Origin of the sequence: Micromonospora phytophila, assembly GCF_023656545.1 — a bacterium.
Taxonomy (GTDB): Bacteria; Actinomycetota; Actinomycetes; order Mycobacteriales; family Micromonosporaceae; genus Micromonospora; species Micromonospora phytophila.
The window spans coordinates 1-24,909 of record NZ_JAMOKF010000049.1; the positions used below are offsets into that span (position 1 = coordinate 1).

A 24,909-nucleotide genomic window follows, 5' to 3' on the forward strand; every position below is an offset into this window, starting at 1 on the left:
AACAAACAATGTTGCCAAAGGAATCCAAGACCAACCGAGCCGAAGCCCGACCAGTCCGGGGTATAAATCATAATTGGCACTGGCTTATCAAGCACCCTGTTGAGTTCTCAAAGAACAACCACACACCAAACCGGCGTCTCACTTTGTGAGAACCCGCTTGGGGCAACTCCTCTACCTTACTCGGCCCGCCCCGCGTTGTCAACCTCGTCTCCGAGGTGATCACCTTGAGGCGCACCAGACCCGCGTTGACGCACGCCGTACTCGGCGGTCGTTTCTATCGTGGGAAGTGGCAGACCGGCCGATCGCCGCTTCGCGGCCATCCGCCCGGCTCCTGCCGGCTTCAAAACCCTACCCGGCCGGCTCCGCGTCCGCAACCCCGTCTCCGGAGTGTTCCGCACCCGCCCGATCCTCAGCCTCGCTCGGCGTCTCCGCCACGAGCCTGGTGCCCGCTCTCGGCCGGTTTGTCCGGCCTCCCGCGTGCAGAGAGAAAGTTACGCGGACGGCCGGGAGATGGCAAATCAGTGGCCGTCACTGGAATTCCAAGGGCGCCAGCTGTGCCTCTACCCGCCCCCGGTTGCCGTCGCGGGATCCGCAGGCGTCGCGGACGTGCCAGAGTGTCTGACATGGCTGACCTCCCCCGCTCCCGGTCGACGGTGCTCGCCGAGGACGCGCTGCTCGGACTGCTGCTGCCGTTCTGGCAGCTGGTCATCGGCGCCTTCGTGCTCTTCGTCGTCGTGGTCTCGGTGGGCCGGCTGGCCCGGCGGGGGCGGTCCCGGATGACCACCGCGCTCCTGGTCACCGCCGCCGCCATCGCCGGCTTCGCGGTGGTGGGCGTACTGCTGCAGGGATAGCTGGTCAGAGCCGGCGGTTCGCCAGGCTCGGCACCTCGGCCCGGATGGTCCGCAGACGGTCGAGATCGAGTTCGGCGACGGCGACGCCGGGACCGTCCGGCACCTGCGTCAGCACCATCCCCCACGGGTCGACGACCATGCTCCGCCCGAAGCACGTCCGGCCCGGCTCGTGGTCGCCGGTCTGCCCGGCCGCGGCGACGAAGCACTGGTTCTCGATCGCCCGCGCGCGCAGCAACACCTCCCAGTGATCCCGCCCGGTGTGCAGCATGAAGGCCGCCGGCACCACCAGCAGCTGAGCCTCGCCGTCGGTGGCCAACTGCCGGTACAGCTCCGGGAAGCGCAGGTCGTAGCAGATCGACAGCCCGACCCGGAGACCCTCGACGTCGACGACCACCGGCTGGTCCCCCGGCGCGACGGTGGCCGACTCCAGGTAGGAGACCCGGCCGGGGATCTCCACGTCGTACAAATGGATCTTGCGGTAGCTGGCGGCGAGCGCGCCGGAGCGGTCGAAGACCAGCGAGGTGTTCCAGGTGCGGGTCGGGTCCGGGCCCCGCTCGTGGAAGGAACCGGCGATCAGCCAGATGCCGAGTCGGCGCGCGACGCCGGCGAAGAACTCCCCCACCTCGCCGTCCACCGGTTCCGGTGCGGGGAGCCCGGCGGCGGGCCCGAGGTAGTCGACGTACTCCGGAAGGACCGCGAGGTCCGCGCCGGCGGCGGCCGCGCGCTCCAGCAGGGCCTCCGCGGCCGCGAGGTTGGCCTTACGGTCGTCCCGGGCGTTGAGCTGGCAGACGGCGACGCGCATGGGGATCAGCGTACGACCGGAAGCCCGTGGCCGCGACAGCGTCAGATGCTCGCCAGCACCAGGGCGCCGGCGGCGAAGCCCAGCCCGGCCACCTGGACCGGTCGCAGGCGTTCCCGATCGACGGCGAGCGCGAGCAGCACGGTGCTGGCAGGGTAGAGGGCGGCGATGGCAGCGATGATGCTGAGGTGACCCCGGCTCGCGGCGGCGAGGTACAGCGCGTTCGCCACGCTGTCGAGCAGCCCGGCCGCGGCGGCCCACCCGAGCACGCCGGGACCTAGCCGTAGCCGGACCCCGGTGCCGGCGGCGATGGCCAGCCCGAACGCGATCGAGCTGACCCGGACCGCGGCCACCGGCCACATGCCGGCTTCCTCGCCCGCCTGACCCAGCAGGGCGAAGAAGACGCCGAAGAGCGCGCCGGCGGCGAGGGCGAGCCCGACGATGCGTGGCGACACCCTGCCCCGGGTGCCGCCCTCGCCCAGGCTGACCAGCCCGATGGCGAGTACGGCCAGGGCCGCGCCGCAGAGCGCGAGGCCGCCCGGCCAGTGGGCGGTGAGCAGGCCGGCGCCGATCGGCACGATCGCGGCGGTGATCGCGGTGACCGGGGCGACGACCGCCATCATGCCGCCGGCGAGGGCGCGGTAGAGCAGCATGACCCCGGCGGCGCCGGCCACACCGGCAGCCAGCCCCCAGCCGAGGTCGGCACGGGTGGGGGTGCCCGGCACCACCAGGACGAGCAGCACGAGCAGGGGGACGCTCATCAGCTGCGAGACGACCGTGACCGCGATGGGGTCCGCGCGGCGGGACGCCTTACCGCCGGAGAAGTCGGCCGTGCCGAACGCCACGGCGGAGACCGCCGCCAGCACAATGGGAAGCATGAATCCGTCGTACCACGATAGTGACCGTGAAGGATAGTGTGATGACCGACGCCGGGACCGGACGCGTCAACGCGGTGACCTCCGCCGTGGCCCGCCAGGTGCGCGACCTGCGCGCCACCCGAGGCTGGTCGTTCGAGGAACTCGCCGGCCGGTCCGGGGTCAGCAAGGGGATGCTCGTCCAGATCGAGGGTGGCCGGACGAACCCCAGCATCGGAACCCTGTGCCGGGTCGCCGACGCCTTCGGGGTGAACATCGCCCGGCTGCTCGAACCGACCGAGGAGCGGACGGTCAAGATCGTCCCTGCGGCGCAGGCGCCGCTGCTCTGGCAGGGCACCCGGGGCGGTACCGCCCGCCTGCTCAGCGGGATCGGCGAACCGGACCTGGTCGAACTCTGGGACTGGACGCTGCACCCCGGCGAGGAACACCGCTCCCCGGACCATCCCCGCGGCACCCGGGAGGTGCTGCACGTGCTCGCCGGCACCGTGGTGGTGCGGGTCGACGGCGACGACCACGTGGTCGGCGAGGGCGAGACCATCGAGTTCCACGCCGACCGCGACCACGGCTACCGCAACGACGGCCCGCGGCCGTGCCGGCTGGTGATGGTGGTCGTCACCCCGTCGGGCGAGTGGGACCGACGGACCCGTTCACGACGACCGCGCCCGACCTGAGCGGTCGGGCGCGGCGATGTCGTAATCAGGCCGACTTCTCCTCGCGGTCCCGGCGGGCGCGCCGGCCGGTGAACTCGCGCGGCACGATCGTCGGGTTGACGTTCTCCAGGACCACCTCGCGGGTGATCAGCACCCGGGCGGCGTCGGGGTTGCTCGGCACCTCGTACATCGCGGAGAGCAGGACCTCCTCGATGATGGCCCGCAGGCCGCGGGCGCCGGTGCCCCGGAGCATGGCCTGATCGGCGATGGCCTCCAGCGCCGGCTGGTCGAACTCCAGCTCGACGCCGTCGAGCTCGAAGAGGCGCTGGTACTGCCGGACCAGGGCGTTGCGCGGCTCGGTGAGGATCCGCACCAGGGCGCTGCGGTCCAGGCTGCGCACGTTGGTGATCACGGGGAGCCGGCCGACGAACTCGGGGATCAGGCCGAACTTGAGCATGTCCTCCGGCATGACCTGGCTGAAGATGTCGTCGGTCGACCGATCGGACACCGACCGGAGCCGGGCGCCGAAGCCGGTGCCGCCCTGCCCAGTGCGGGACTCGATGATCTGGTCGAGCCCGGCGAACGCGCCACCGCAGATGAACAGCACGTTGGTGGTGTCGATCTGGATGAACTCCTGGTGCGGGTGCTTGCGCCCGCCCTGCGGCGGCACGTTGGCCACCGTGCCTTCCAGCATCTTCAGCAGCGCCTGCTGGACGCCCTCACCGGAGACGTCGCGGGTGATCGACGGGTTTTCCGACTTCCGGGCGATCTTGTCGACCTCGTCGATGTAGATGATGCCGGTCTCGGCCCGCTTGATGTCGTAGTCGGCCGCCTGGATCAGCTTGAGGAGGATGTTCTCCACGTCCTCGCCGACGTAGCCCGCCTCGGTCAGCGCGGTGGCGTCGGCGATGGCGAACGGAACGTTCAGCATCCGGGCCAGGGTCTGCGCCAGGTGTGTCTTGCCGCACCCCGTCGGGCCGAGCAGCAGGATGTTGGACTTGGCCAGCTCGACGGCGTCACTGCCGGAACCCGGCGCGCCGGCCGCCTCGGCCTGGATGCGCTTGTAGTGGTTGTAGACCGCGACCGCGAGCGCCTTCTTGGCCTGGTCCTGCCCCACGACGTAGTTGTCGAGGAACTGGCAGATCTCCATCGGCTTGGGAAGCTCTTCCCACTTCACCTCGCCGGACTCGGCCAGCTCCTCCTCGATGATCTCGTTACAGAGGTCGATGCACTCGTCGCAGATGTAGACCCCAGGGCCCGCGATGAGCTTCTTGACCTGCTTCTGCGACTTCCCGCAGAACGAGCACTTCAGTAGGTCGCCGCCGTCACCGATCCGTGCCACCTACGTTCTCCCTGCACTCGTCGACCGGTGCGCCGGCCCTGACCTGCGGGCGCCGGAGCGCCCGTCCGTCTCAATCCATCCCGCCGGTCCGAGCCGGCGGAGCGGTACAGACCCGACGTTACCCGCTGGCGGAGGTTTCTCCGACCCCCAAAACGGGTGTGTCAGAGGCCGGCCGGAACCCACGGCCCGACCGACCTCCGACGTGGTACTGCTCAGCTGGCGGCGTTGGCCGCCAGCAGGCCCTTCTTGCGGCTGGTCAGGATCGTGTCGACCAGCCCGTACTCCTTGGACTCCTCGGCCGTCATGATCTTGTCACGGTCGATGTCCTTCCGGACCTGTTCGAGCGGCCGGTTGCAGTGCCGGGAGAGCATCTCCTCCAGCTGCGTCCGCATCCGCAGGATCTCCCGAGCCTGGATCTCGATGTCCGAGCCCTGCCCGTAGCCACCCTCGGTGGCGGGCTGGTGGATGATGATCCGCGAGTTCGGCAGGGCCATGCGCTTGCCGGGGGTGCCCGCCGACAGCAGCACCGCCGCCGCGCTGGCGGCCTGACCGAGGCAGACCGTCGAGATGTCCGGCCGGACGTACTGCATGGTGTCGTAGATCGCCGTCATCGCGGTGAACGAGCCACCCGGCGAGTTGATGTACATGATGATGTCGCGGTCCGGGTCGGTGCCCTCGAGCGTCAGCAGCTGCGCCATCACGTCGTTGGCCGACGCGTCGTCGACCTGGACGCCGAGGAAGATGATCCGGTCCTCGAAGAGCTTGTTGTACGGGTTGGACTCCTTGACCCCGTACGACGTGCGCTCGACGAACGACGGCAGGATGTAACGGTTGTGCACGGCCGCGAACTGGGGCGGCAGGCTCAGGTCGGTCATCGTCAGCTCCTCAGCTCAGGGTCCCGGCGCCATCCGGAACCTGGGCGGCCCCGATGATCACCTTGTCGATGAAGCCGTAGTCCATCGCCTCCTGGGCGGTGAACCAGCGGTCACGGTCCGAGTCCGCCTCGATCTGCGCCTGGCTCTGGCCGGTGTGGTGCGCGACCCGCTCCTGGAACATCCGCTTGGTGTAGAGCATCTGCTCCGCCTGGATGGCGATGTCGGACGCGGTGCCGCCCAAGCCGCCGGACGGCTGGTGCATCATGATCCGCGCGTGCGGCAGGGCGTAGCGCTTGCCCTTGGTGCCCGCGCAGAGCAGCAGCTGGCCCATCGAGGCCGCCATGCCCATCGCCACGGTCGACACGTCGTTGTCGATGAACTGCATGGTGTCGTAGATCGCCATGCCGGAGTAGACCGAGCCACCCGGCGAGTTGATCCAGAGGTTGATGTCGCGGTCCGGGTCCTCCGCGGCGAGCAGCAGCAGCTGCGCGCAGATGCGGTTGGCGACCTGGTCGGTCACCTCGCTGCCCAGGAAGATGATCCGTTCCTTGAGCAACCGGTTGTAGACCGAGTCGTCGAGGTTGCCAATGGAGTCGCCACCGCGGGCCTCGAGCGCCCGGAGCGACTTCTTGGGGATGTGCATGTCGGTCATGGCAGCCCTTCGCTCTCCGTACCGTCTTCACCGACACTAACCGCTCACCCGGGCGGCAGAGTCCCGGTCCGGGCAGTGTTCGCTATCAGCGCAGCTCTGCCCGAGCCGTACCCGGAAAGGGTTTTGGCCGCCGCCCACCGAAAGCGGCGGACGGCGGCCTCACCCGACGATCAGTGCTGGTGCTCGTGGTCGTGCTCGGCCTCGCTCGCGGCGCGCAGCGCCTCGAGGGTCACCTCGTTGCCGGCCGCGTCCTTGATCTTGATGCGCTCCATGACCGAGGCGAGCGCCTTGCCGCGACGCACGTCACCGAAGACGGCCCCGGCCGCGCCGGAGCGGACCAGCTGGTCGTAGTACTGCTGCGGAGCCATCCCGGCGCGCTGCGCCCGGTGCACGATCTCGTGGCCGAACTCGTCGTCGGAGACCTGGACCTCCTCGGCGTCGGCGAGGGTGTCCAGCAGCAGCTGGATCTTGACGCCCTCGGTCGCCGCCTCGGTCAGCTCGGCGTCGATCTGCTCCTCGGTCTTCTCCTCGGCCGCGAGGTACTCCTCCAGCGAGGCACCGATCCGCTCGAGCTGGTCGACCATCGCCGCCTTGCGGCTCTCGACCTCCTCGCGGACGACACCCTCCGGCGCCGGCACCTCGGCGGCGGCGACCAGCTGCTCGAGGGCCTTGTCCCGGGCGGCGTAGATCTGCTCGACCCGCTTGCCCCGGGTGACCCGCTCGCGCAGGTCGTTCCGCAGTTCCTCGATGGTGTCGAACTCGCTCGCCATCTGGGCGAACTCGTCGTCGAGCTCCGGCAGCTCCTTCTCCTTGACCGTGCGGACGGTCACCGCCACCTCGGCGTCGCGGCCGGCGAAGTCGCCCCCGACGAGCTGGGTGGTGAAGGTGGTGCTCTCGCCGGCGGCCAGGCCGACGACGGCCTCGTCGAGACCCGGGAGGAGCTGCTTGCTGCCGACCTCGTGGGAGATGTTGCTCGCCGAGCCGCCCGGCACGTCCTCGCCGTCGACGGTGGCGTTCAGGTCGATCTGGACGTAGTCGCCCTCGGCGGCGGCGCGCTCGACGGTCTTCAGGGTGGCGAACCGCTCACGCAGGCTCTTCACCTGCTCGTCGATCTCGCTGTCGTCGATCTGGAGCTCGTCCACGGTCACCTCGATGGTGGCCGGGTCCGGCAGGGTGATCTCCGGGCGGACGTCGACCTCGGCGGTGAAGTTGAGCGAGTCACCGTCGTTGAACTCGGTGATCTCGACCTCGGGGCGGCCGAGCGTCTTCAGGTCGTGCTCGCGCACCGCGGCGAGGATGTTCTCCGGGATGGCCTCCTGGACCGCCTCGTTGAGGACGGTGCCCCGGCCGACCCGCTGGTCGATCACGGCGGTCGGAACCTTGCCCTTGCGGAAGCCGGGAACCTGGACCTGCTGGCCGATCTCCCGGTACGCCTTCTTGAGGCTCGGCTCGAGCTCGACGAACGGCACCTCGATGGCGAGCCGCACGCGCGTCGGGCTCAGAGTCTCGACGGTGCTCTTCACAGGCGTACTCCTTGACGGATCTCGGTTGAGTCTGGGCGTGATTCAGCCCATCGAGTGTAGGCGAGCCGGCCGTACACACCGGCAGCGCCCGGGACCGCACAGATGGCGGCCCCGGAGCTTCGGCCGCGGTCGACAGTCGGGGTGGCGGGATTTGAACCCACGGCCCCTCGCTCCCAAAGCGAGTGCGCTACCAAGCTGCGCCACACCCCGTGGCGACGAGCAGTCTATGCCGTCGACACACGCCCGGAGTGCCGGGGCGTCCGCGACGTCCCCACTTCGGGGAAAGTGTCGCCTCCCGGATGCCCGGAGGGGACAACTTCTGGGAAGTCGTCCGGCGGCTCGGCGGTCGACACGGCGGCACGCGGCTGCGCGCCCGACGCGGGCATTCGGTAGGCTGTCGGCGCGTCCCGGAGCGTCGGGATGCACGCGGGCGTAGCTCAATGGCAGAGCTTCAGTCTTCCAAACTGACGGTGCGGGTTCGATTCCCGTCGCCCGCTCCACCGACGAAGACCCAGGTAGACCGCACGATCGCGGAACCTGGGCCCTTCCAACTCTCCCCCATGCCGGATCTTGCGTGCCATCCGCGTGCCATTAGTTCCCTGACGGTCGCCCTGCTGACACGATCTGTGGCGTGAAGTGGTGGCATGCCTCCCTGGGCGACGTTCGCACGACTGCGAAGGTGGAATGCGACCGCAGAGGCTGGCCGTGGCAGGAGCCAGTGCGCGTGCGTCGCAGACTCCTCGGCTTCCGCGTCTGGACCAACGCCGGGGTAAGAGACAACAACCCCTGGTTCCTTCTCGACAGGGCCGGCCGAATCGTCAAGGCTGCATACGCCAGCCGAAGACCACCGGAGCAGTAAGGCAACTGCGAGCGCATGCCTGGCGCTCCGCGCCCGCCGAGCCCTCGTGGCAATCCGGTGATCGATCGCGGCGGCGATCTCGTGGTCGGCCCGAACTTCAGACGATCCTTCAGCGCGGCGAGCTTGCGGGGCACCCGCACGGTCGCGGCGTCCAGGTCGACATCGCAGCGGCGCAGGGCAGCCAGCTTTCCCCACCGCAGACCCGAGAGGGCCGCGACAATGATCAGCGCGGCGAAGCGGGCCGGCATGGCGTCGGCCTGAGCGTAGACCTGCGCGATCGTGGCGGTGGGCCGCTCGGCGGTGTGGTAGCGGTCATAGCCCTTGATCCGACACGGCTTCTGCCGAAAGATCTCGTCCTCCCGCACCGCCGTGTTGAGGATCGCCCGCAGCAGGCAGTACGCCTTGACCGCTTGGGCTCCGGAGTGCCGCGACGGTGGTCAGGCCGGCGTCGAGGTCGCTGCGCCGCAGGCGGCGAGTTCGCCGTAGCGGAGGCTGGTGAAGGTTGCCAGCGGGAGCGCTGCTGGTTCGGAATCAACGGTCACTCCCCGTCCGGGCTCTGCTGTCACAGTCGCTTCAGGGGATGGCCCGCTCGATGCGGCAGAACAGCATTCGTGGCCGTCGGGCTCGTGCAGCCTCACAGCCGGGATCTCAGCACGTCGACCTCGCAGCCTGGCGAGGACGGGTCGAAGCCGTGCTCGACCAGCCAGCGGACTGCCAGCAGGCTTCGCAACGACCACCACGCGCGGATCAAGTCGAGGTCGACGTCGGTGCCGTAGCCGGCGACGACGTCGCCAAGGTGCTCCTCGTGTCCGAGCGTCAAGCTGGCGAGATCGTACAGGGCATCGCCCTGACCCGCCTCGGACCAGTCGACCACGCCGATGATCTCGTCACCGTCGACGAACACGTGGGTGACCTGCAGGTCGCCGTGCGTGAACACCGGTGTCCACGGCCGGAGCGCAGCCTCGGCAACCCGGCGGTTTATCGTGACCACGTCGGTGGGAAGGACGCCGTTCGTGACGAGCCACTCGCATTCGTCGTCGAGGTGCGATGCCAACTCGCCGAGGCTCCGACCGGGCCATGGCGGCAGCGGGGCGTCGTGCAGCATCCGTACGGCTGCACCCGCCGCCGCCCACGCCGCCGACGACGCGGTTGACGGCTCGCCGAGGCGGCCGAGTGCCGTCCCTGGGAGGGCGGCGAGCGCGAGCACGGGCGGCTTCCGCCACAGGACCTCCGGAGTCGGGATCGGCGCCATAGCCATCGCCTCGACCTCGACATCGGTGCGGGTCTGATCAGCGTCGATCTTCAGGAACACGTCACCGACCCGCAGAATCGCGCGCTCGTGATGGGCGACGACGACCTCGACCTCCTCCACGTCGGCCATTATCGCGGGGATGACCACCGACGTCACCGGCCTTATCGCGTGCGACTGCGCGGCTGACCGCTCCCGCTGCCCGGCGGCCTTGTGCACGACACCGACCGCTGACGGGTCGAGCACTGCCTCGGTCCGCCGGGCCTCAGCACGTGGATCGTGAAGTCCTAACGGCATGTCGTCGCGGTCGGCGACCTCGACGCGACCGAGACTGTCGGTCCGCGCATGCTGACAGGGAAAGACGCGGATCTTCGACAGGCTCGGCCGTTCGGGGGCATCGAGGATTTCTCGCATCCCCTACCGTCGCTACCTATGACCCACCCGTATCAGGTGCCCCAACCGCCGAAGCGGCGGACGCTGCGAATCGTGTTGATCGTTGTAGGCGTGGTCGTCGTGTTGTGCTGCGGTGGCGCTGGCGTCGGCGGCTTCTTTCTGCGCAAGGGGGTCAAGGGCGCGACGGATCCGGCGCGGCAGGCCGCCGAGTCGTTCGTGAGCGACCTGGAGGCCGGCGATGCGGACGTGGCGTACGGGCTGTTGTGCAGCGACACGCGCGGCAGGTTCACGAGGGACGTTTTCGTCCAGGGCGTCGCCAAGCAGCCGAAGATCCGCGGCCATAAGGTCAACGGCGTCAACGTGTCGAGCGTCAACGGCCGCACGTCGGCGACGGTAAGCATGGCCCTGACGCTGGACAGCGGCTTCACCGACCAGCACATATTCCCGCTGGTGCAGGAGGATGGCGCCTGGAAGGTGTGCGGCCAGCCGTACTGAGCCTGCACGCACCGGACAACGCCACGTCAGAGAGCCGGTGAGAACTTTCTATACGTCTTCAAGGCGGCCCTGAACGGGCCGCCCGCGCCGCCGCCAGGGCGCGCGGCCTGCACTCCGCTGCCGCTCCACGCCGGCCAGGCAGCCGAGGACCGCGCGCCAGGTCAAACCGCCGATCGGTCCAATTTCGACGGATCTTCCGCCGCCTCGCGGCTTGGAGGGTTTAGCCCGGAGTGGGGCAGCTCGCCGGTGACGCTGACGGAGGCGGTCATGGTCACCCCCAGTCACTTCGTCGCGCTGTCTTCGGCCTTGCTACCCGGCAAGTGGTCGTCACCTCGGCGGTGCCCGCCTCCTGATGGCCTGTTTGGAGATTTCTCCACTCTCACGCTTCTTGGTAGGCGCCAAGTCCATTCTCGAATTTTTTGCCGTTCCAGACAATACTGTAGGCGCCGGTCTCGCCGGTTGCGAGAAGCGTCACGTTAACGGTAAGGGCGTTGCCCTTTACCTGCCAACCATCTTGAATCACGTATTGCCCACCGTTTGCGATAGGCACGTCAAGCACTACGAATTCGTCTACACCTTGACCGAACAGGTAGAGGGAGTCGAAGGTCCCTCTGTTGCCTGTACATCGCACCTGAGCAAGGAGCTCTTGATTGCCGTCATGGTCGAAGTCCGTAGGTCTGATGTTGCTGGTGACTTTATACATGACGCCGTCAGTCTGGAGCCCACGTTCGTCGAATCGCGCGGTTCGACCTGGGCAGACGGATGCACCGTCCCGCATGATCGTCGCCAGCCTTACGGGAGATCCAACCGATCGCTCCATCGACCTCAGGAGCAGCGGGGACGTCCGGCCGGCCGCTTGCGCGAATCGGGTGCCGTTCCATTGATAGGTGCGGGAGTGGGCCGGTGCGTACACCGCATAGGCCGCTCCGATGGGGTCGATCCGTCCGTACCAAACCTGCGCCATGAGTTTCTGGTTCTCCACCCGAAAGGATGGATAATCGGCGTAAGCCTGCCCGGCATAACCTAGACCCTTTAACGAATGGTCGGCTCGCATGGTGACCACGAGAAGTTGCCCGCCCCGAAGACCGTTCCGCAGAGCTGTTGCGGGTAGGTTGCTACACAAGATGTTGAGGATGGCCTCCGGCTCGCCGTCGCCGGTGAGGTCACCATAGGCGATCTCACGGGAATTCAGGATCAGCTTTTGACTGCTGTCCCCGGCCGGAGCCCACGCGAAGCTCGCCAGGACACCACCGCCTTTGACCGGCCGCATGTGCTGTCTGCCAGTAGGGCAGGGCATGTCGGAGTTCTTCGGTAGATCGATCACCGCTTGTTGCCAGCGAACCTCGGTAATGACGCTGGCAGCCTGGACATTTCCGGGCTTGTCCCTGTCACTGGCAACGAAGACGCCGACAGCCAAGGCAACGGCCAAGCTGGCGATCACCGCAATGGTCGGAAGCCAGCGTGACCAAGGCCGGCCCGCGGAAGGGGGCTCAAGTTCAGGCACGTCGGGCTCCCTTGGTGACCACAGGAAATCCCAGACGGGGGCTGGGTGACATATCCTGGCATGGTTCGCTGTCCCGCGCGCACCCTGACCCGCCTGGGGATGCCGCTGCGCGCCTACCCAACGAGAATCGGCAGCCGGTGACGGAACCAGCCCAGACATCGGCGAGCCGCGACAACGTTGCCTGACTCGTGCCATGCCCGTCAGTCACCTGCCGCTCGTCGTGCCCGAAGCGTGCCCGATCCAGAGGTCATCACCGGTCCGGAACGGGCACCTGGCACAGCCTGAACCTGATCGTTCCGCCCCCGGCAACAAGGGGCGGGGCGCCTGCTCACCGACGTGGATTAGCCGACGCCGGCCCTCCTCAAAGATCCGCTGATCGTCAGATCAGCTGTCTCGCGCCTCTGCGCGGTACCGCTCAATCCACTGCCGGTTGAGTTCGTCGGCCTGGCGCTGATGTCGGGCAGCGATGCTGGATCCGGCCGGCACGTCGAGCCCGAGAAAGTGGAGGATGTCGTGCGTGGTGGCGACCGCGTCCTTGTCGAGGTTCTCGTAGCGCACGAGGTGCGGTTGGATCCCCCACGAGGCGAACCATGCGTCCCAGGCCGCGTTGTGCTCCGTGATGATCTCGATGTAGTGCGTGATCCGGTCCGCGTCGAAGCTGGGTGCCTGCCCATTGCCGGCGTTACCGCTGATCTCTCCGTTGCCGCCGATGAACCACTTGGCGGTCTGCTCGGCGCGTAGCCAGGACACCGCTTGTGCCAGTACGTCGTCGCGTCGCAGGAAGACGAAGCGGGTGCGGCCGAATGCCCGGTTCAGTAGCGCGATGTCGTTGCCGCCAAGGTCCGGGTAGACCCCGGCCAGCTTGTCGACCACCTCGTCCAGGGTTCCCCACATGAGCTTTGCGCCGAACACGCCGTTCTCCGTCCGGCCAAAGGCCAGTGCGGCTTCGACGTAGGCCGCGTAGTCGACGCCACTCTCCACCGTGCGGCGGATCTGCCAGCGGTCGGCCCACAGCGGCTCGTCAGGCGAACGAAAGTACGCCTGCGGATGACCGGCAACACCCGTGGACTCCAACAACCCGAGGAGTAGCGAACTGCCCGTGCGAGGGGTGCCGCAGATGAAGTACGAGTCGACACGATCGACGGATCCCAGGGGCATGCCCGCACGTAACCGCAACACCGGACGCCCCGCAACCGAGTTGCGGTGCGCACGAGGCTGGGCTCGTACAGCCATCGGTACGGGCAGGACAGGCCGCAGCCGCCGCGGGCGATCTCCCGCTCGCGGTGGCTGGTAGATGTTGCTAGCAGCGGGAGCGTAGGTGGTTGTCCCGGTACCACGAGCAGACCTTCGTCACACCGGGCGCCTCCGTCAGGTGTCGCCGGAGCCGCTCCTGCCCGTCGACGGGCAGGTCAGGGCGGAACTGGACGGTGATGCTGAGCCCTTCGTGGTCGGGCGCGCGCACCGTAGTCATACTTTCCACGCCGTAGCCGCTCGCGGCTCCTTGGACGACGCGATCGAACGCCGGCTCGGTCACCGTGAACTCGGAACTGGTGTGGACAACGAACCCAGCCGGCGGGGACGTCAGCCCCCGGTAGATTCCCTCGACCGGCGCCACGCTCGCAATGACTGCCAGCGACACGCCGACGAGCACCGACACACGCGCATGCCACGGCGCCCGCTGCGGATCCGCCGCCGCAGCCACGAAGAGAATCAGCGCGACCGGGATGGGCCAGAACGCCACGAAGACCGCCAGGACGAGCAGCAGCACTCCAGCTGCCAAGCAGGCGTATTTGAACGGTGTACCACGAACGGCGAACACCGGGATCGCCGTAATCACTGCCGGGAGCCACCACGCGACCCCCAGGCCTGGGGCGTTGCCCTGCAGGAGGTGGGACCAGCCGGCGGTGAGAGTGCAGGCCAGGAGCGCGGCCACGGCCAGAACGCGAGGCCACACAGGTACCTTCTCCGCCGTCGCCTTCTGGCTGTTCACAGGAGCATTGTGTCCCCCCATGGTCATCCGGCCAAGGTGCTGGCCAAACGAGGCACCACCAGGAACCAGGGACCGGGGTTCCGCTGCGCCCGGCACCGGTGGTGACCGCCGGCAAGCCGATGGTGATCACAGACGTCGACGTGCTTTCATATCAGCACGCCTGCGCGAACCCGGGACATCGATGACTGAGCAACCCGTACCTGATCACCTGGATGTGGTTGACGTTTCGACGCAGGGCCTGAGCCGCCTGCTACGCGACGAGGATCCGGAACTGGCCCGATGGATCGAGGAACTGGTCGCGACGCTGAAGAGCCCTCGGGAGACCACGCTGGCCGGGTGGAACAGCTTTCTCGACCCTGGAGCCGGCTCCAACTGACCCGGTCGGAGTTCGGCCGGCTGGCGGCCGGTCGGGGCGACACCGCGGCGCTCCACCGGCTGCGCTGCGCGCAGCGGAACCGCACGGTGCTCGTCCTCAAGAACCTCGCCGACCGGAACGCCTCCCTGGCCGCGTCGGCGTTCCTGCTCGGTCACGCCCATGACGCCGCGCCCACCGCCGTCGACGTGCTGCTCGGGCATCCGTGGCTGGCCGTCTGGGCGGTCGACCGGGTCCGACGCGACACCGTCGGCCGACCGGACTACCTTCCGTTCGCGGCGCTCGCGGCGGCCGCCCTCGCCGGCTGGTCGGACGCGCCGGTGCCGGTGCCACCCCGGGCGGGGCTGGTGCCCGTGCCGGGGCTCGGAGTGTTGCGCCGGAGCGGCGGCGGGCAGACGGTGACGCCGGCCGACCTCACCGGGCGGCGGTGGACCCCCATCCGTCGGTGGTGGTTCACCCACCAGTCGCTCACCCTCGACCTCGGCGTCGACGACGTGGACCCCTACCGCGACTGCTTCGGCCTGCCGGTCGCCGCTCGGCTCACCCCGCAGCGGGCGGCCGGCCTGAAGCGCTCCGTCGGGCGGGCGTGGCGCCTGCTGGTCGCGCGCGCCCCCGGGCACGCCGCCGAGCTGGCCGCCGGGATGAGCCTCTTCGTGCCGTTGGCCGGCGGGTCCACGAGTCGGCACAGCGTCACCCACGCCGACGGCTTCGGAGCGTTCGCCGCCGATCCCGACCTCACCCCCGTCGACCTGGCCGTGACGATGGTGCACGAGTTCCAGCACAGCAAGCTCAACGCCGTCCTGGGTCTGGTCCGGCTCTGCGAACCGACCGACCCGGGACGCTACTTCGCGCCGTGGCGCCCCGACCCCCGCCCGATCGACGGTCTGCTGCACGGCACGTACGCCTTCACCGCGGTCGCCGAGGTGTGGGCCGCGCTGCGCGCGCACCCGGGCCTGGCCGCCCAGGCCACCGCGCGGTTCGCGGTGGTGCGGGCGCAGCTCGACTGGGCGCTGCGGGAACTCGCCCGGGCCCCGAGTCTGACCTCGGCCGGGCGGCTCTGGACGGATCTCCTCGCCGAGCGGGTCGGACGCCTGGCCGCCGTGTCCCTGCCGGTGGCGGCGGACGCCGCCGCGCGGCGGGAGGTGGCGGAGGCGGAGCGGGCCTGCCGGCGAACGATCGCCGCGGGGTGAACCACCGGCGCCGACGGTCGGAGCGGCGCGGTTCACCCGGAGACCGGCGTACGGCCCGGCCGGCGCGGCGCAGTCAGGTCAGGCCGACGGTCTCGATGTCGCACTCGATGCGCCGCTGGCCCCGGGCCGCGTCGACCTCGGGATGGTCGGGCCCGAACAGGGCCGCCAACCCGGCGGCCGCCCCGTCGAGCAGTTCGCGGCCCCGGGCCTCGTCGCCGACCTCGATCAGGTCGACCGCCGCGTTGACCGCGCAGTAGAGGGTGTACGGGTGCTCCGGCCCGCGCAGCCGACGGGAGTCCTCGAGAATCGCCGCGGAGAGCTTCTGCGCCTCCGCCAGCCGGTGCGACCGGACCAGGTTGATCGCCTGCGCCGAGCGGGCGCTGAGCAGGTACGGGTGGGTGTCCGGCAGCGCCTCGCGCATCCCCTGGAGGGTGGCCTCGCCGAGGGCCCGCGCCTCCCGGTCGAAGTTGCGGGCCCGCAGGATCACCCCGAGGTTGACCGCCGCGCAGAGCGTGACCGGGTGCCGTTCCCCGAAGACGTTGCGGAACGTGGCGTGCCCCTGCGACGCCAGGGCGTACGCCTGCGACGCGTCACCCGCCGCGCGCATGGCGTTGGCGCAGGTCATGCCCGCCTCCGCCGCCAGCACGTGGTCGGCGCCGAAGCGCCGGGTCACCGTGCGGTGGTTGGCCGCCCCCTCCGCCACGGCGGCGTCGAGCCGGCCCGTCTTGCGCAGGCAGGCGATGTGGATGCAGGTCGCGCGCAGCACGGTGAGGTGTTCGGCGCCCAGCAACGACCGCTGCACCGGCAGGGACCTGTCCAACAGCTCCAACGCGTCGGCGTACCGGCCGAGCAGGTAGAGGTCGCGCGCCTGGGCCTCCTCGGCCAGCACCAGCGGGTAGGTGCCGTCCTCCAGGGCCGCGCCGGCGTGCCGTTCCACCTCCAGATTGAGCTGGTACGCCCCTTCGAAGTCGCCGGTCAGGCGGAGGTCGATGGCCATCGAGTTCATCACCCGCAGGGTGCTCGGGTGCCCGTCGCCGAGCACCCGGCGGTGGGCGTCGAGGTTGCCCCGGTCCAACTCGGCAGCGGCGGCGAAGTCACCCGTCCGGCGCAGGTCGGCGCCGACGCTGTTCGCCGCGCCCAGGGTGTACTCGTGCTCCTCCCCGAGGCTCGCGCGCATCCGTTCCAGCGCCGCCAGGCCGAACTGGGCGGCGCGTGGGTCGGCGAGCAGGCGCAGGGCGTCGGCGTACCGCCGCAACGCCAGCAGGGTCAAGGGGTCGCCGCTGGGCTCGCCGTCCGGACCGGGGCGGTCCCAGGCGGCCAGGATCTCCTCGGCGAAGTCCCGGCAACCCTCGAAGTCGCCGAGGTTGTCGATGTAGCGCAGCTGGTCCATGGCGGTGCGGCGGGCGTCGATGTCGCCGTGGATCAGGCCGGCGGAGCGGACGTGCGGCGCGATGTCGGCGTGGCGCGGCCAGGTGCTCCGGTCGTCGGGGAAGCCGGGGTTGGCGGCGGCCAGCAACCGCCGCACGTCCGCCAGGGCGCTGTCGTCGCCCTGCTCGGCCAGCCCCTCCCGGATCACCGCCTGCACCAGCCGGTGCACCTGCACGTGCCGGCCGGCGTTGTCCGCCTTCGCCAGGCCGAGCGACGCCAGTTGCCGGATGGCCCGGGCGATGTCGTTGCGCTCCTGGAGGCTGGTGCGCAACGGCTCGCTCACCTCGGCCCGCCGCCCCTCCCACAGCAGGCGCATCGGGACGGGTTCCGGGCTGAGGAAGGCCAGCAGCTGGATCAGCTGCGCGGCGGCGGGATTCTGCTCCCGCAGGGCAGCCAGCGCCATCGACACGACGGTCAGCACGGTGCCCCGGTACTGCCGGGGCTGCCCCTCCCCCAGCAGCTCACGGGCGTGCTGCTTGAGGTCGACGAGGTACTCGTCGACTGACGACAGCATGGTGAGCAGCCAACTGGCCGCCTGTTCGAGGGCGAGCGGGAGGTCGCCGAGCTCCGCGGCCAGCCGGCGGGCGTCGTCGTCGGAGATCGTCGGCCGGCGCTTGCGCAGCAGTTCCATGCTCTCGGCCCGGGTGAACACGTCGACGTCCAGGGTGAGCGCGCTGGCCGACCAGGCCGTGTTCCGCGAGGTCACCAGGACGTGGCCACGCTCGCCGACGAGGTTGGACGACGGCATCAGCGCGGCCAGCTCGTGCGGCGCGTCGGCGTTGTCGTAGACCAGCAGCCAGCTCAGCGAGCTGGTGGACAACGCGTCGAGCACCGTGCGCACGGTCTGCTCCAGGCTGGTGCTCGCCGGCAGGCCGAGCCGCTCGCCGAGGGCCGCGAGCGAGGTGCGTACGGCGCTGAGGTCCTCCGCGGTCATCCACCAGATGAGCTGGTAGCGGTCCGCGTACCGGTAGGCGAACTCGATCGCCAGCTGGGTCTTGCCGACCCCACCGACCCCGCGCAGCGCCGCTTCGGGCAGCACCGAGGCGCGGTGCTGCGACGAGAGCATCTCGTCGAGCTCGACCAGCTGCTTCTCCCGACCCGTGAAGTACAGGTTGCGCGGCGGGACGCCGCCCCGAATGAGTTCCCGGGATCTCTGGGCGACGTCTCCTCGATGATGATCGTCCTGCGCATGTCGGATTCAGGTTCCTCTCCACCGGCCTCGACCGGCGCCGCCTGTTGCCGGGATCGTAGCGACGCCCAGTGGGCCTTCGCAGCCACGCGCAATCCGTCGAGGTCGGCGGCGGTGAGCCGCATCGCCAGCGCCGCGTCCCGGAGCCACTGCTCGAACGGCGTGCCGTCGGCCGCCAGCCCCGCGCGCACCAGCCCCGCGAGCGCCACCGCGGCGGGTACGTCCCAGTCACCCGTCGGCTGCCAGCCGACGGCGTCGACGAGTTCGAGGTGGTCCTCGTGCGGCAGCTGACGGCCCGTGACCGCGGTGACGGCCTCGGTCAGCACCTCGGCGGGGACGTCGGCCAGCAGCAGCGCGAGGAGCCAGGAGAGGTACACCTGCTGGGCGGCGGTGACCGCGGCGGCGCCGGGGTGGAAGTTGGAGATGACCTGCAGCAGCACCGACATGCCCCGGCGCTCCTGCGCGCAGGCGCGCACGATGCGGTAGACGTCGTAGCGGACCTCGGCGTGCCTCGGCACCGACAGGCCCTTGCGGAGCTCGCCCTCGACCTCGTCGAGATAGAGCGAACGGGTGCTCGCGTCGTTCATCGCCGTCAACGAGAGCAGCGCCTCGCAGATGGCTTGCACCTGTGCGCTCGGCAGCCGGGGCGTCGTCACGGATTGTCCTCCGTACCGGTCAGCAGATCGAGGTGCTCGGCAAGGTCATGAAACGCCTGGAGAGGTTTGCTCCCGGGCCCTTCCATCGCCAGCAGGACGCGATAAAGGGACGCGATCCCGCCGTCGTATTCTAAGCCCGTCCGGATCAGACCGAACATGTCGAGACCGAGCGGCCCGAATAGGCGCACCGACCGCCGTATCGGGTTCGGCAGTGACTGGACGACCAATTTACGGGTGTCGGGGTCCTGCACCACCGGGACTTCTTCCAGCAGGCGGGCCAGCGCCATCTTTTCGGCGAACGAGAGTGGCCCCGGCGCGCGGGCGGTCCGGACGGCCGGCGGCAGCAGAGCGGCGGGAAGCATCGCGCGCCACTGCCGGACCGGCAGCATCCAGGCCACCAACTGCTGCCCCACGCTGGTGCGGGCCATCACCATGCCCACCACGGCGCCATCGGCGTCGTACACCCCGGCGCCGCTGAACCCCCGGTCGATCCCCGCCGTCGCCGAGGAGATCCGGTCGAGTTGACGCCAGCCGGTGCGGGCGTCGACCGGGCCGACGGTCCTCGCCGCCACCACGACCGGCGCCGGGGTGTTGGCCGGGAAACCCACGATCCGGACGTCGAGTTCGTCGTCGCCACGGTCGGCCAGGGCGGCGGGGGTGGACGGCAACGGCGTGGCGCAGCGCAGGACCGCCACGTCGCCGTCGCCATCGGGCCCGACGGCGCGGGACCAGACCACCTCCGCGGCCACCCGCGTCTCGGGGTGGCTCGGGGTGTCGAGCGAGCAGCCCGGCGGGGCTCGGCCCGGTCCCGTCGTCGACGACGTGCCAGCAGGTCAGCACGTGATCGGCGGTCAGTTGGATGCCCGCGCCGGCGACCGACGGAGGGTGGCCGGCGAGGATCCGTACCCGACCCGCGAACGACCGGGTGCCGGTCATCCGCGATCCCGCCGCGGGTCGGCCCGGACCGGCGCCGGCCGGCGACCGGCGGTGCCGTCAGCCATCCGCGGCGGTCTCGTCCGACCCGGTGCGCTCCGCCGGGGCGCCCTGCCCGGCAGCGTCCCCGGAGGGAGCGTCCTCGGCCGGGGCGGCGTCGATGCCGGTGGTCCAGATGAGCTTGACCTTCAGGTGGCCCTGCGCGCTCGTCCGGGCGACCACGGCGCCGGCCTCCGCAGTGAGGGTCACGCCGATCTCGACCTCGACCTGACCGGGCCGCACCGGCATCTCGCGGACCACCGTGAGCGCCGCGCCGAGCGCGGGCTTGATCTGGGCGAGCGCCACTTCCAGCGGCTGCCGGGCGGGACGTATCCGGTCGAGGAGACCGACCCGTTCCAGATCGGTGCCGACGTGTTCCTCGATCAGAAGCACGCCCTGATCGGATTCGAAACGCAGAAGATCCGCCACGCGAAGGATTCTCGTCGAGAGATCTTTCCGGACCGCTGTCGGATCACTGACAGTTGTCGGTGGATGCGCTCCGTGGCGACATTGGAGCATATCTGCTTGCCTGCACGGCGGTGGCCTGTCAGCCTGACCACATGCAGGACACGGCGACCTTCGACGATCTCCTTTGCGAAGGAGAAAGCGCGCCCGTCGACGGTTGGGACTTCTCCTGGTTCCAGGGCCGTGCGACCGAGGAACGCCCGTCCTGGGGATATCTGAAACTCATCTCGGCCCGCATGGCGGTGGCCCGCGCCGCACTGGACATCCAGACCGGCGGCGGAGAGGTGCTCTCGGAGGTGCCGACGCTTCCCCCGGTGACCGTAGCCACCGAACACTGGCCACCCAACCTCCTGCTCGCCCGCCGCACCCTCGAACCGCGCGGCGTACGGGTGGTCGACGTCGCCGAGGACGCCGCGTTCCCGTTCCCCGCCGAGACGTTCGACCTGGTGGTGAGCCGGCACCCCAACGTCGTGCTCTGGGACGAGATCGCGCGGGTCCTGACGCCCGGCGGGACGTACCTGGCCCAGCAGATCGGCCCCGGCTCCAACCGGGAACTCGCCCAGTTCCTCACCGGTCCCCGCCCGATCGGCGACGAGCGCAGCCCGGCCCGCGCGGCGGCCTCCGCCCGGGCCGCCGGCCTGGTGGTCGACGAGCTGCGGCACGAGGCCCTGCGGACCACCTTCAACGACGTGGCGGCCGTGGTGCACTTCCTGCGCAAGGTCGTCTGGACGGTGCCCGACTTCTCCGTGGACCGTTACCGGGCCCGCCTCGCCGACCTGCACGAGCACATCCGTCGCCACGGCCCGTTCGTGGCCCACGCGCAGCGCGTCCTGGTCCGGGCCCACAAACCGCAGCGGTGACCACCGGGGCCACCCGTTTTGCACGTGAAAGACCCGGGTACGGCATGACCATGGACACGAACACGAAGGCACACCTCGTCGGCGGCCCCCGGGACGGCAGCACCCTCGACGCGGGCGGCGACGCCCTCGTGGAGGTGGAGATCGACGGCATGATGCACCGCTACATCAGGACCACCAAGCAGCACGGCGACGACGGCACGGTCTACAACTACGACGGCATGGTGGCGCCGGACGGCGGCGAGCCCGGCGTCGAGGACCCGGCCGCCCGGGTGGCCTCGCCGAAGGCGGACGCCGAGGGCCACGGCGGCAAGCACTGACCCACAGGTGAGTCGGCCGGTAAGCGGATGAACCGCGGCCGGCCGGGTAAGCGCCCGCCGACCTGGGTTGCAGAACGACCGGGGTCGCGGCACCCCGCGACCGGACGCGCGGGCGGGCGGCGTCACGCCGACCCGCCCGGGCGTACGGTCAGTTGTTCGTGATCCAGTTCCAGGCGGAGACGACCCACTCGGTCTGTTGCAGGTAGGCGACGCCGAGGCCGGTCAGGAAGACCGCCGTCACCAGGTGCGCGCCGCGTGCGCTGCGCCGCACCCGTCCCAGCTGCCGCTCCAGCACCACCCGGCCGAGCAGCCGGGCGAGCACGAAGAGCCCGGCCGCCACCAGCAGGCTCAGCACGAAGATCAGCAGCGGCCCGGCCAGGTCACCGCCGCCGGAGATCGCCCAGATGCCCCAGCAGACGAAGGCGAAGAGCGCCCCGGCCGCACTCCACTCGCCGCCGCGCCGCAACTGCGCGACGTGCCAGCTCATCGGCCGCCGCGCCGCCGGCTCACCCGGCCAGCCGGTGCCGGTCGGCTCCTGCTCGACCACGGGAAACGGCTCGGTGCGGGGCGTGCGGGGCGTGCGGGACTGCCCGACCGGGGCCACCCCCCGCCGGTACGCGTCCCGCTGCGGCGGCACCACGGCACCCGGCTGCGGCGGCACCTCGACGGTCCGCTCCGCCCACGGCTGCGTCTGGTCGGCCATGTCGTCCCCTCCCCTGGACCGACGGCGACCACCGGGCGCCGTCCGGGTTCGAGGGTAGCCACCCGGCACATCGGTCGCCGAGCCCACACCGGTCAGCCGGACACAGGTGTGACAGATCCCCCGCTGGCCGTCGCCGCCCGGGAAGCGAGTCACACGTCGGCGCCCGGCCCGCCGCCCGTCCCGCCGTCGGCAGACCCCGGCGCACAGGGCGGTGTGCCGAGGCCGGTGGGGCGGTACGGTCTGCTGATGGGGGACACGGAGCGACGGCGACGCCGGGTACGACACCAGCCCGGGGGTGACCAGGTCGCTGCCGAGGCCCCCAGCGCGACGACCGCCGGCGTGACCGACGGCACCGAACCGCCGCGGGTCCGCCGCGGCGGGCCCGGCGACGAGGGTGAGCGGGGGCTGCGCGGCCTGGTCGGCTCCGGCTCGTCCCAGGTGAGCGTGACGGCCGCCATGCGCGCCCGGGACGCCGCCCGCCCCAGCGACGAGGATCTCGCCGAGGCCGAGGCCCGCGTGGTGGTCATCCGCCGAAACTGGACGCCCCGCGAGGACCTCCCCCGCCGCTGATCCACCGCCCGGACCGCTCGCGCCACGAAGCGATCGTGCAAGGAGCGCCCGTGGGCCCCGTCCTTTCAGGATCGGCGTCGGGCGTCAGGGAAGTTCGGGGAGCTGGCGGGTGGCCTCGTAGTCGGCCACCTGGGCGATCCGGCGGGCGTGCCGCGGGTTGCCGGAGAACGGGGTGGTCAGGAACGCCTCGACGATGGCGGTGGCCTCGTCCAGGGTGTGCTGGCGGGCGCCGACGGCGACGACGTTCGCGTCGTTGTGCTCGCGGGCCAGCTGGGCGGTGTCGATGCTCCAGGCGAGCGCCGCCCGAACCCCGGCGATCTTGTTGGCGGCGATCTGCTCGCCGTTGCCGGAGCCGCCGATCACCACCCCGAGGCTGCCCGCGTCGGCCACCACCCGGTCACCGGTGTGCAGGCAGAAGGCCGGGTAGTCGTCGTCCGGGTCGTAGGCGTGCGGGCCGACGTCGACCACGTCGTACCCCTCCTTGGTCAGGTGGTTGACCAGGTGCACCTTCAACTCGAAACCGGCGTGGTCGGATCCCAGGTAGACGCGCATACCGCGCAGTCTGACAGGCGCGCCCCCGCGACGGCGCGTGGGCGGCGTCACGGAGGCGGATTCGTCACAACGGCCTGCTGCCTCGGGCCGGTCGGCTCAGCGCGAGAGCTCGGCGACCACCAGGCCACCGCGGGCCTTCGGGGTGAACCAGGTGCTCTTGCGCGGCATCTTCTCCCGCGCCAGGTTGACGGCCACGAAGTCGTCCACCGTCACCGGGGCGATCAGGATCGCCAGCTCGGCCCGGCCGGCGTCGACCTCACCGGTGAGCCAGCTCGCCGGGTAGTCGCCACCCACGTAGGTGATCCGCTTGTCGCCCGGGTCCAGCCCCAGCGCGTCCCGCAGCAGCAGCCGTTCGACCAGGGCGTGGTCCAGGTTCTCCAGCCGGTCGCCCCCGGCCTGCGGCAGCGTGACCGCGTACCCCCGGCCGGCGAGCCGGAGTGCGACGGTGCCGCCGGCCGCCGGGACCTCGACCGGGCCGTCGACCTCGGTGATTTCCGCGCCTGCGGCGCGGAGCCGGTCGAGCAGCTCGTCCGGGGTGGTGGTCAGCTCGCTGACCAGCCGGTTGTAGGGCTGGATCGCCACCGACGCCGGCGTGGTGACCACGGACAGGAAGCGGGGCAGCCCGCCGGTCTGCGCGGCCAGGCTGCGGTGGTTGCCGTCCGCCACGACCAGCTCGCCGCCGCCCGCGAGCGCGGTCAGCTCGTCCTGCTCCGCGCCGGGGCCGACCAGCCAGATGGCGTGGGTGCGCCCGGCCTGGTCGGTGTCGGTCGCCGCGGGCGCGCCGGCCGACTCGGTCGCCGCCGCGAGCGCGGCGTGCAGCTCGTCGCCCCGCCCGGTCTGGAGCAGGAGTACGGGCGAGAGCAGGTGTCCCAGCGCCTCGGCCAGCGCCACCCGCTCCCGCACCTTGGCGATGAAGACGTCCTCGTTGCGGATCACCAGGCCGGGCTCGTCGGCGCGGGTGGAGATCTGGTCGGTGTCGACCATCGCCCAGAGCCCGTACGCGGACTCCTCCCCCGGCGCGCTGATCCGGTAGAGGACCACCACCTGCTCGGCCGGGGTGTAGCTGCCGTCCGCCTTGGCCTCGGCCAGGCGGGCCACCGCGTCCGGCAGCGCGTCGAGGAAGGACTTCCCCAGGCTCTCCGGCGCCCGGTGCGGCATCTCGATGCCGAGGGCACTGTGCGGGTTCGCCCCGATGATCGCGGTGATCTCCGCGTCGTCGGCGAACTCGTCGTAGTTCTGCGCGCCGGTGCCGCCAGTGGTGATCCAGGCCCGGGCGATCGGATGCACGACCGTCATGTGCGATCACGCTACCGGCGACGGAAGTTCCGGTGACGCCGGACCCGCGCGGCGTCCACCAGATGAAAGAGCCGACCGCCGGTGCTCAGCCGGTGCGGTCGGACTGCGCTGCGGACCGCCGGTGCCGCCCGGCCGGTACGGGAGTGCCCGCCGACCGCCGGCCCGTGGTGCCCGGCAGGGCCTTGCGCAGGCCGACCAGCGCCACCCGGCGCTCGGCCGCCGGGGGCGCCGAAGGTCCCTCCACCCGGGCCGCATCGCGTTCGGCCGGCGGGTCCGCGGGA

General features: G+C 70.6%; 26 protein-coding genes, 2 tRNA genes and 1 pseudogene. 9 read left to right on the top strand and 20 right to left on the bottom strand.

Annotated elements, in window-relative coordinates; translation table 11 throughout:
- Positions 1 to 623 precede the first annotated feature (623 nt).
- Positions 624 to 851 (top strand): hypothetical protein, encoded by a 228-nt coding sequence (locus NCC78_RS09500; RefSeq protein ID WP_250793528.1) that lies wholly within the window; start codon positions 624 to 626, stop codon positions 849 to 851.
- 4 nt (positions 852 to 855) lie between these two features.
- Here the strand turns inward: NCC78_RS09500 and NCC78_RS09505 are convergent, their stop codons facing one another.
- Together NCC78_RS09505 and NCC78_RS09510 are read right to left on the bottom strand one after the other, a co-directional pair.
- Positions 856 to 1,653: a carbon-nitrogen hydrolase family protein gene (locus tag NCC78_RS09505; protein WP_250793530.1), complete on the bottom strand. Its 798-nt coding sequence runs from the start codon at positions 1,651 to 1,653 to the stop codon at positions 856 to 858.
- Positions 1,654 to 1,694: 41 nt separating this feature from the next.
- The gene (locus NCC78_RS09510) at positions 1,695 to 2,528 is read right to left on the bottom strand and encodes an EamA family transporter (RefSeq protein ID WP_250793532.1); all 834 of its coding nucleotides are present in this window, start codon (positions 2,526 to 2,528) and stop codon (positions 1,695 to 1,697) included.
- A 41-nt stretch (positions 2,529 to 2,569) separates the two neighbouring features.
- Here NCC78_RS09510 and NCC78_RS09515 point away from each other — a divergent pair, with 41 nt between their 5' ends.
- On the top strand, positions 2,570 to 3,196 hold the full coding sequence (locus NCC78_RS09515) for a helix-turn-helix domain-containing protein (protein WP_250793534.1): 627 nt from the start codon (positions 2,570 to 2,572) through the stop codon (positions 3,194 to 3,196).
- Between the two features lie 25 nt (positions 3,197 to 3,221).
- On the opposite strand, the gene clpX is transcribed toward NCC78_RS09515, so the two are convergent.
- The 5 genes from clpX to NCC78_RS09540 form a co-directional block, all read right to left on the bottom strand.
- Positions 3,222 to 4,517, bottom strand: a complete 1,296-nt coding sequence (clpX, locus tag NCC78_RS09520) for an ATP-dependent Clp protease ATP-binding subunit ClpX (protein WP_250793536.1) — start codon at positions 4,515 to 4,517, stop codon at positions 3,222 to 3,224.
- A 212-nt stretch (positions 4,518 to 4,729) separates the two neighbouring features.
- Positions 4,730 to 5,392, bottom strand: a complete 663-nt coding sequence (locus NCC78_RS09525) for an ATP-dependent Clp protease proteolytic subunit (protein WP_250793538.1) — start codon at positions 5,390 to 5,392, stop codon at positions 4,730 to 4,732.
- A 10-nt stretch (positions 5,393 to 5,402) separates the two neighbouring features.
- Complete coding sequence (locus NCC78_RS09530; protein WP_250793539.1) at positions 5,403 to 6,044, bottom strand: ATP-dependent Clp protease proteolytic subunit; 642 nt, start codon at positions 6,042 to 6,044, stop codon at positions 5,403 to 5,405.
- 170 nt (positions 6,045 to 6,214) lie between these two features.
- Positions 6,215 to 7,567: a trigger factor gene (gene tig / locus NCC78_RS09535; protein WP_250793541.1), complete on the bottom strand. Its 1,353-nt coding sequence runs from the start codon at positions 7,565 to 7,567 to the stop codon at positions 6,215 to 6,217.
- Positions 7,568 to 7,703: 136 nt separating this feature from the next.
- Positions 7,704 to 7,777 (bottom strand) — tRNA-Pro (locus NCC78_RS09540).
- A gap of 216 nt (positions 7,778 to 7,993) precedes the next feature.
- Here NCC78_RS09540 and NCC78_RS09545 point away from each other — a divergent pair.
- Positions 7,994 to 8,067 (top strand) — tRNA-Gly (locus tag NCC78_RS09545).
- Positions 8,068 to 8,158: 91 nt separating this feature from the next.
- On the opposite strand, the gene NCC78_RS09550 is transcribed toward NCC78_RS09545, so the two are convergent.
- Positions 8,159 to 8,791: a site-specific integrase gene (locus NCC78_RS09550; protein ID WP_250793543.1), complete on the bottom strand. Its 633-nt coding sequence runs from the start codon at positions 8,789 to 8,791 to the stop codon at positions 8,159 to 8,161.
- Positions 8,792 to 9,060: 269 nt separating this feature from the next.
- The gene (locus NCC78_RS09555) at positions 9,061 to 10,089 is read right to left on the bottom strand and encodes an aminoglycoside phosphotransferase family protein (RefSeq protein WP_250793545.1); all 1,029 of its coding nucleotides are present in this window, start codon (positions 10,087 to 10,089) and stop codon (positions 9,061 to 9,063) included.
- Positions 10,090 to 10,107: 18 nt separating this feature from the next.
- On the opposite strand from NCC78_RS09555, the gene NCC78_RS09560 reads away from it, so the two are divergent.
- A complete protein-coding gene (locus NCC78_RS09560) occupies positions 10,108 to 10,563 on the top strand; it encodes an Rv0361 family membrane protein (RefSeq protein WP_250793547.1) in 456 nt (151 codons plus the stop codon).
- Positions 10,564 to 10,942: 379 nt separating this feature from the next.
- Here NCC78_RS09560 and NCC78_RS09565 read toward each other — a convergent pair whose 3' ends face one another.
- The 3 genes from NCC78_RS09565 to NCC78_RS09575 form a co-directional block, all read right to left on the bottom strand.
- Entirely contained in the window at positions 10,943 to 12,067 is a 1,125-nt protein-coding gene (locus NCC78_RS09565; RefSeq protein WP_250793548.1) for a hypothetical protein, read from the bottom strand.
- A gap of 384 nt (positions 12,068 to 12,451) precedes the next feature.
- Complete coding sequence (locus tag NCC78_RS09570) at positions 12,452 to 13,225, bottom strand: Stf0 family sulfotransferase (protein WP_250793550.1); 774 nt, start codon at positions 13,223 to 13,225, stop codon at positions 12,452 to 12,454.
- 142 nt (positions 13,226 to 13,367) lie between these two features.
- Positions 13,368 to 14,057 (bottom strand): hypothetical protein, encoded by a 690-nt coding sequence (locus NCC78_RS09575; RefSeq protein ID WP_250793552.1) that lies wholly within the window; start codon positions 14,055 to 14,057, stop codon positions 13,368 to 13,370.
- A 181-nt stretch (positions 14,058 to 14,238) separates the two neighbouring features.
- On the opposite strand from NCC78_RS09575, the gene NCC78_RS09580 reads away from it, so the two are divergent.
- A complete protein-coding gene (locus tag NCC78_RS09580; protein WP_250793554.1) occupies positions 14,239 to 14,433 on the top strand; it encodes a hypothetical protein in 195 nt (64 codons plus the stop codon).
- Positions 14,394 to 15,620, top strand: a complete 1,227-nt coding sequence (locus NCC78_RS09585; RefSeq protein WP_250793557.1) for an aKG-HExxH-type peptide beta-hydroxylase — start codon at positions 14,394 to 14,396, stop codon at positions 15,618 to 15,620. The genes NCC78_RS09580 and NCC78_RS09585 overlap by 40 nt, the downstream gene beginning before the upstream one ends.
- Positions 15,621 to 15,693: 73 nt before the next feature.
- On the opposite strand, the gene fxsT is transcribed toward NCC78_RS09585, so the two are convergent.
- The 4 genes and pseudogenes from fxsT to NCC78_RS09605 form a co-directional block, all read right to left on the bottom strand.
- A complete protein-coding gene (fxsT, locus tag NCC78_RS09590) occupies positions 15,694 to 18,114 on the bottom strand; it encodes an FxSxx-COOH system tetratricopeptide repeat protein (protein WP_250793559.1) in 2,421 nt (806 codons plus the stop codon).
- A 509-nt stretch (positions 18,115 to 18,623) separates the two neighbouring features.
- A pseudogene (locus NCC78_RS32010) lies at positions 18,624 to 18,893 on the bottom strand (effector-associated domain 2-containing protein); the annotation flags it as partial.
- Positions 18,890 to 19,642, bottom strand: coding sequence for an effector-associated domain 2-containing protein (locus tag NCC78_RS32480; protein ID WP_250793561.1), 753 nt, complete (start codon positions 19,640 to 19,642; stop codon positions 18,890 to 18,892). The gene NCC78_RS32480 and the pseudogene NCC78_RS32010, both read right to left, overlap by 4 nt.
- Before the next feature lie 244 nt (positions 19,643 to 19,886).
- Positions 19,887 to 20,258: a CU044_2847 family protein gene (locus tag NCC78_RS09605; RefSeq protein ID WP_250793562.1), complete on the bottom strand. Its 372-nt coding sequence runs from the start codon at positions 20,256 to 20,258 to the stop codon at positions 19,887 to 19,889.
- 167 nt (positions 20,259 to 20,425) lie between these two features.
- On the opposite strand from NCC78_RS09605, the gene NCC78_RS09610 reads away from it, so the two are divergent.
- Positions 20,426 to 21,190 carry a class I SAM-dependent methyltransferase gene (locus NCC78_RS09610; protein WP_250793564.1) on the top strand — a complete coding sequence of 255 codons (765 nt, stop codon included), beginning with the start codon at positions 20,426 to 20,428 and terminating at the stop codon, positions 21,188 to 21,190.
- Positions 21,191 to 21,240: 50 nt separating this feature from the next.
- On the top strand, positions 21,241 to 21,507 hold the full coding sequence (locus NCC78_RS09615) for a hypothetical protein (RefSeq protein ID WP_250793566.1): 267 nt from the start codon (positions 21,241 to 21,243) through the stop codon (positions 21,505 to 21,507).
- A 148-nt stretch (positions 21,508 to 21,655) separates the two neighbouring features.
- Here NCC78_RS09615 and NCC78_RS09620 read toward each other — a convergent pair whose 3' ends face one another.
- A complete protein-coding gene (locus tag NCC78_RS09620) occupies positions 21,656 to 22,210 on the bottom strand; it encodes a hypothetical protein (protein ID WP_250793568.1) in 555 nt (184 codons plus the stop codon).
- Positions 22,211 to 22,456: 246 nt separating this feature from the next.
- On the opposite strand from NCC78_RS09620, the gene NCC78_RS09625 reads away from it, so the two are divergent.
- Positions 22,457 to 22,780, top strand: a complete 324-nt coding sequence (locus NCC78_RS09625) for a hypothetical protein (RefSeq protein WP_250793570.1) — start codon at positions 22,457 to 22,459, stop codon at positions 22,778 to 22,780.
- Between the two features lie 84 nt (positions 22,781 to 22,864).
- Here NCC78_RS09625 and NCC78_RS09630 read toward each other — a convergent pair whose 3' ends face one another.
- The 3 genes from NCC78_RS09630 to NCC78_RS09640 all read right to left on the bottom strand — a co-directional run.
- Positions 22,865 to 23,332 (bottom strand): ribose-5-phosphate isomerase, encoded by a 468-nt coding sequence (locus NCC78_RS09630; protein WP_250793577.1) that lies wholly within the window; start codon positions 23,330 to 23,332, stop codon positions 22,865 to 22,867.
- Positions 23,333 to 23,428: 96 nt separating this feature from the next.
- Positions 23,429 to 24,628 carry a DUF1015 family protein gene (locus NCC78_RS09635; protein WP_250793579.1) on the bottom strand — a complete coding sequence of 400 codons (1,200 nt, stop codon included), beginning with the start codon at positions 24,626 to 24,628 and terminating at the stop codon, positions 23,429 to 23,431.
- Positions 24,629 to 24,713: 85 nt separating this feature from the next.
- Positions 24,714 to 24,909, bottom strand: a 196-nt coding sequence (locus NCC78_RS09640) for a hypothetical protein (RefSeq protein ID WP_250793587.1), incomplete at its 5' end; no start/stop codon positions are given.

Bases quoted from the DNA above. Each gene is read 5' to 3' on its own strand.
- NCC78_RS09570 (WP_250793550.1), bottom strand. From the start codon at position 13,225: ATGCCCCTGGGATCCGTCGATCGTGTCGACTCGTACTTCATCTGCGGC.
- fxsT (WP_250793559.1), bottom strand. From the start codon at position 18,114: ATGCTCTCGTCGCAGCACCGCGCCTCGGTGCTGCCCGAAGCGGCGCTG.
- NCC78_RS09555 (WP_250793545.1), bottom strand. From the start codon at position 10,089: ATGCGAGAAATCCTCGATGCCCCCGAACGGCCGAGCCTGTCGAAGATC.
- NCC78_RS09530 (WP_250793539.1), bottom strand. From the start codon at position 6,044: ATGACCGACATGCACATCCCCAAGAAGTCGCTCCGGGCGCTCGAGGCC.
- NCC78_RS09635 (WP_250793579.1), bottom strand. From the start codon at position 24,628: ATGACGGTCGTGCATCCGATCGCCCGGGCCTGGATCACCACTGGCGGC.
- NCC78_RS09525 (WP_250793538.1), bottom strand. From the start codon at position 5,392: ATGACCGACCTGAGCCTGCCGCCCCAGTTCGCGGCCGTGCACAACCGT.
- NCC78_RS09620 (WP_250793568.1), bottom strand. From the start codon at position 22,210: ATGGCCGACCAGACGCAGCCGTGGGCGGAGCGGACCGTCGAGGTGCCG.
- NCC78_RS09560 (WP_250793547.1), top strand. From the start codon at position 10,108: ATGACCCACCCGTATCAGGTGCCCCAACCGCCGAAGCGGCGGACGCTG.
- NCC78_RS09510 (WP_250793532.1), bottom strand. From the start codon at position 2,528: ATGCTTCCCATTGTGCTGGCGGCGGTCTCCGCCGTGGCGTTCGGCACG.
- NCC78_RS09500 (WP_250793528.1), top strand. From the start codon at position 624: ATGGCTGACCTCCCCCGCTCCCGGTCGACGGTGCTCGCCGAGGACGCG.
- NCC78_RS09615 (WP_250793566.1), top strand. From the start codon at position 21,241: ATGGACACGAACACGAAGGCACACCTCGTCGGCGGCCCCCGGGACGGC.
- NCC78_RS09630 (WP_250793577.1), bottom strand. From the start codon at position 23,332: ATGCGCGTCTACCTGGGATCCGACCACGCCGGTTTCGAGTTGAAGGTG.
- NCC78_RS09580 (WP_250793554.1), top strand. From the start codon at position 14,239: ATGACTGAGCAACCCGTACCTGATCACCTGGATGTGGTTGACGTTTCG.
- NCC78_RS09505 (WP_250793530.1), bottom strand. From the start codon at position 1,653: ATGCGCGTCGCCGTCTGCCAGCTCAACGCCCGGGACGACCGTAAGGCC.
- NCC78_RS09625 (WP_250793570.1), top strand. From the start codon at position 22,457: ATGGGGGACACGGAGCGACGGCGACGCCGGGTACGACACCAGCCCGGG.
- NCC78_RS09515 (WP_250793534.1), top strand. From the start codon at position 2,570: ATGACCGACGCCGGGACCGGACGCGTCAACGCGGTGACCTCCGCCGTG.
- NCC78_RS09610 (WP_250793564.1), top strand. From the start codon at position 20,426: ATGCAGGACACGGCGACCTTCGACGATCTCCTTTGCGAAGGAGAAAGC.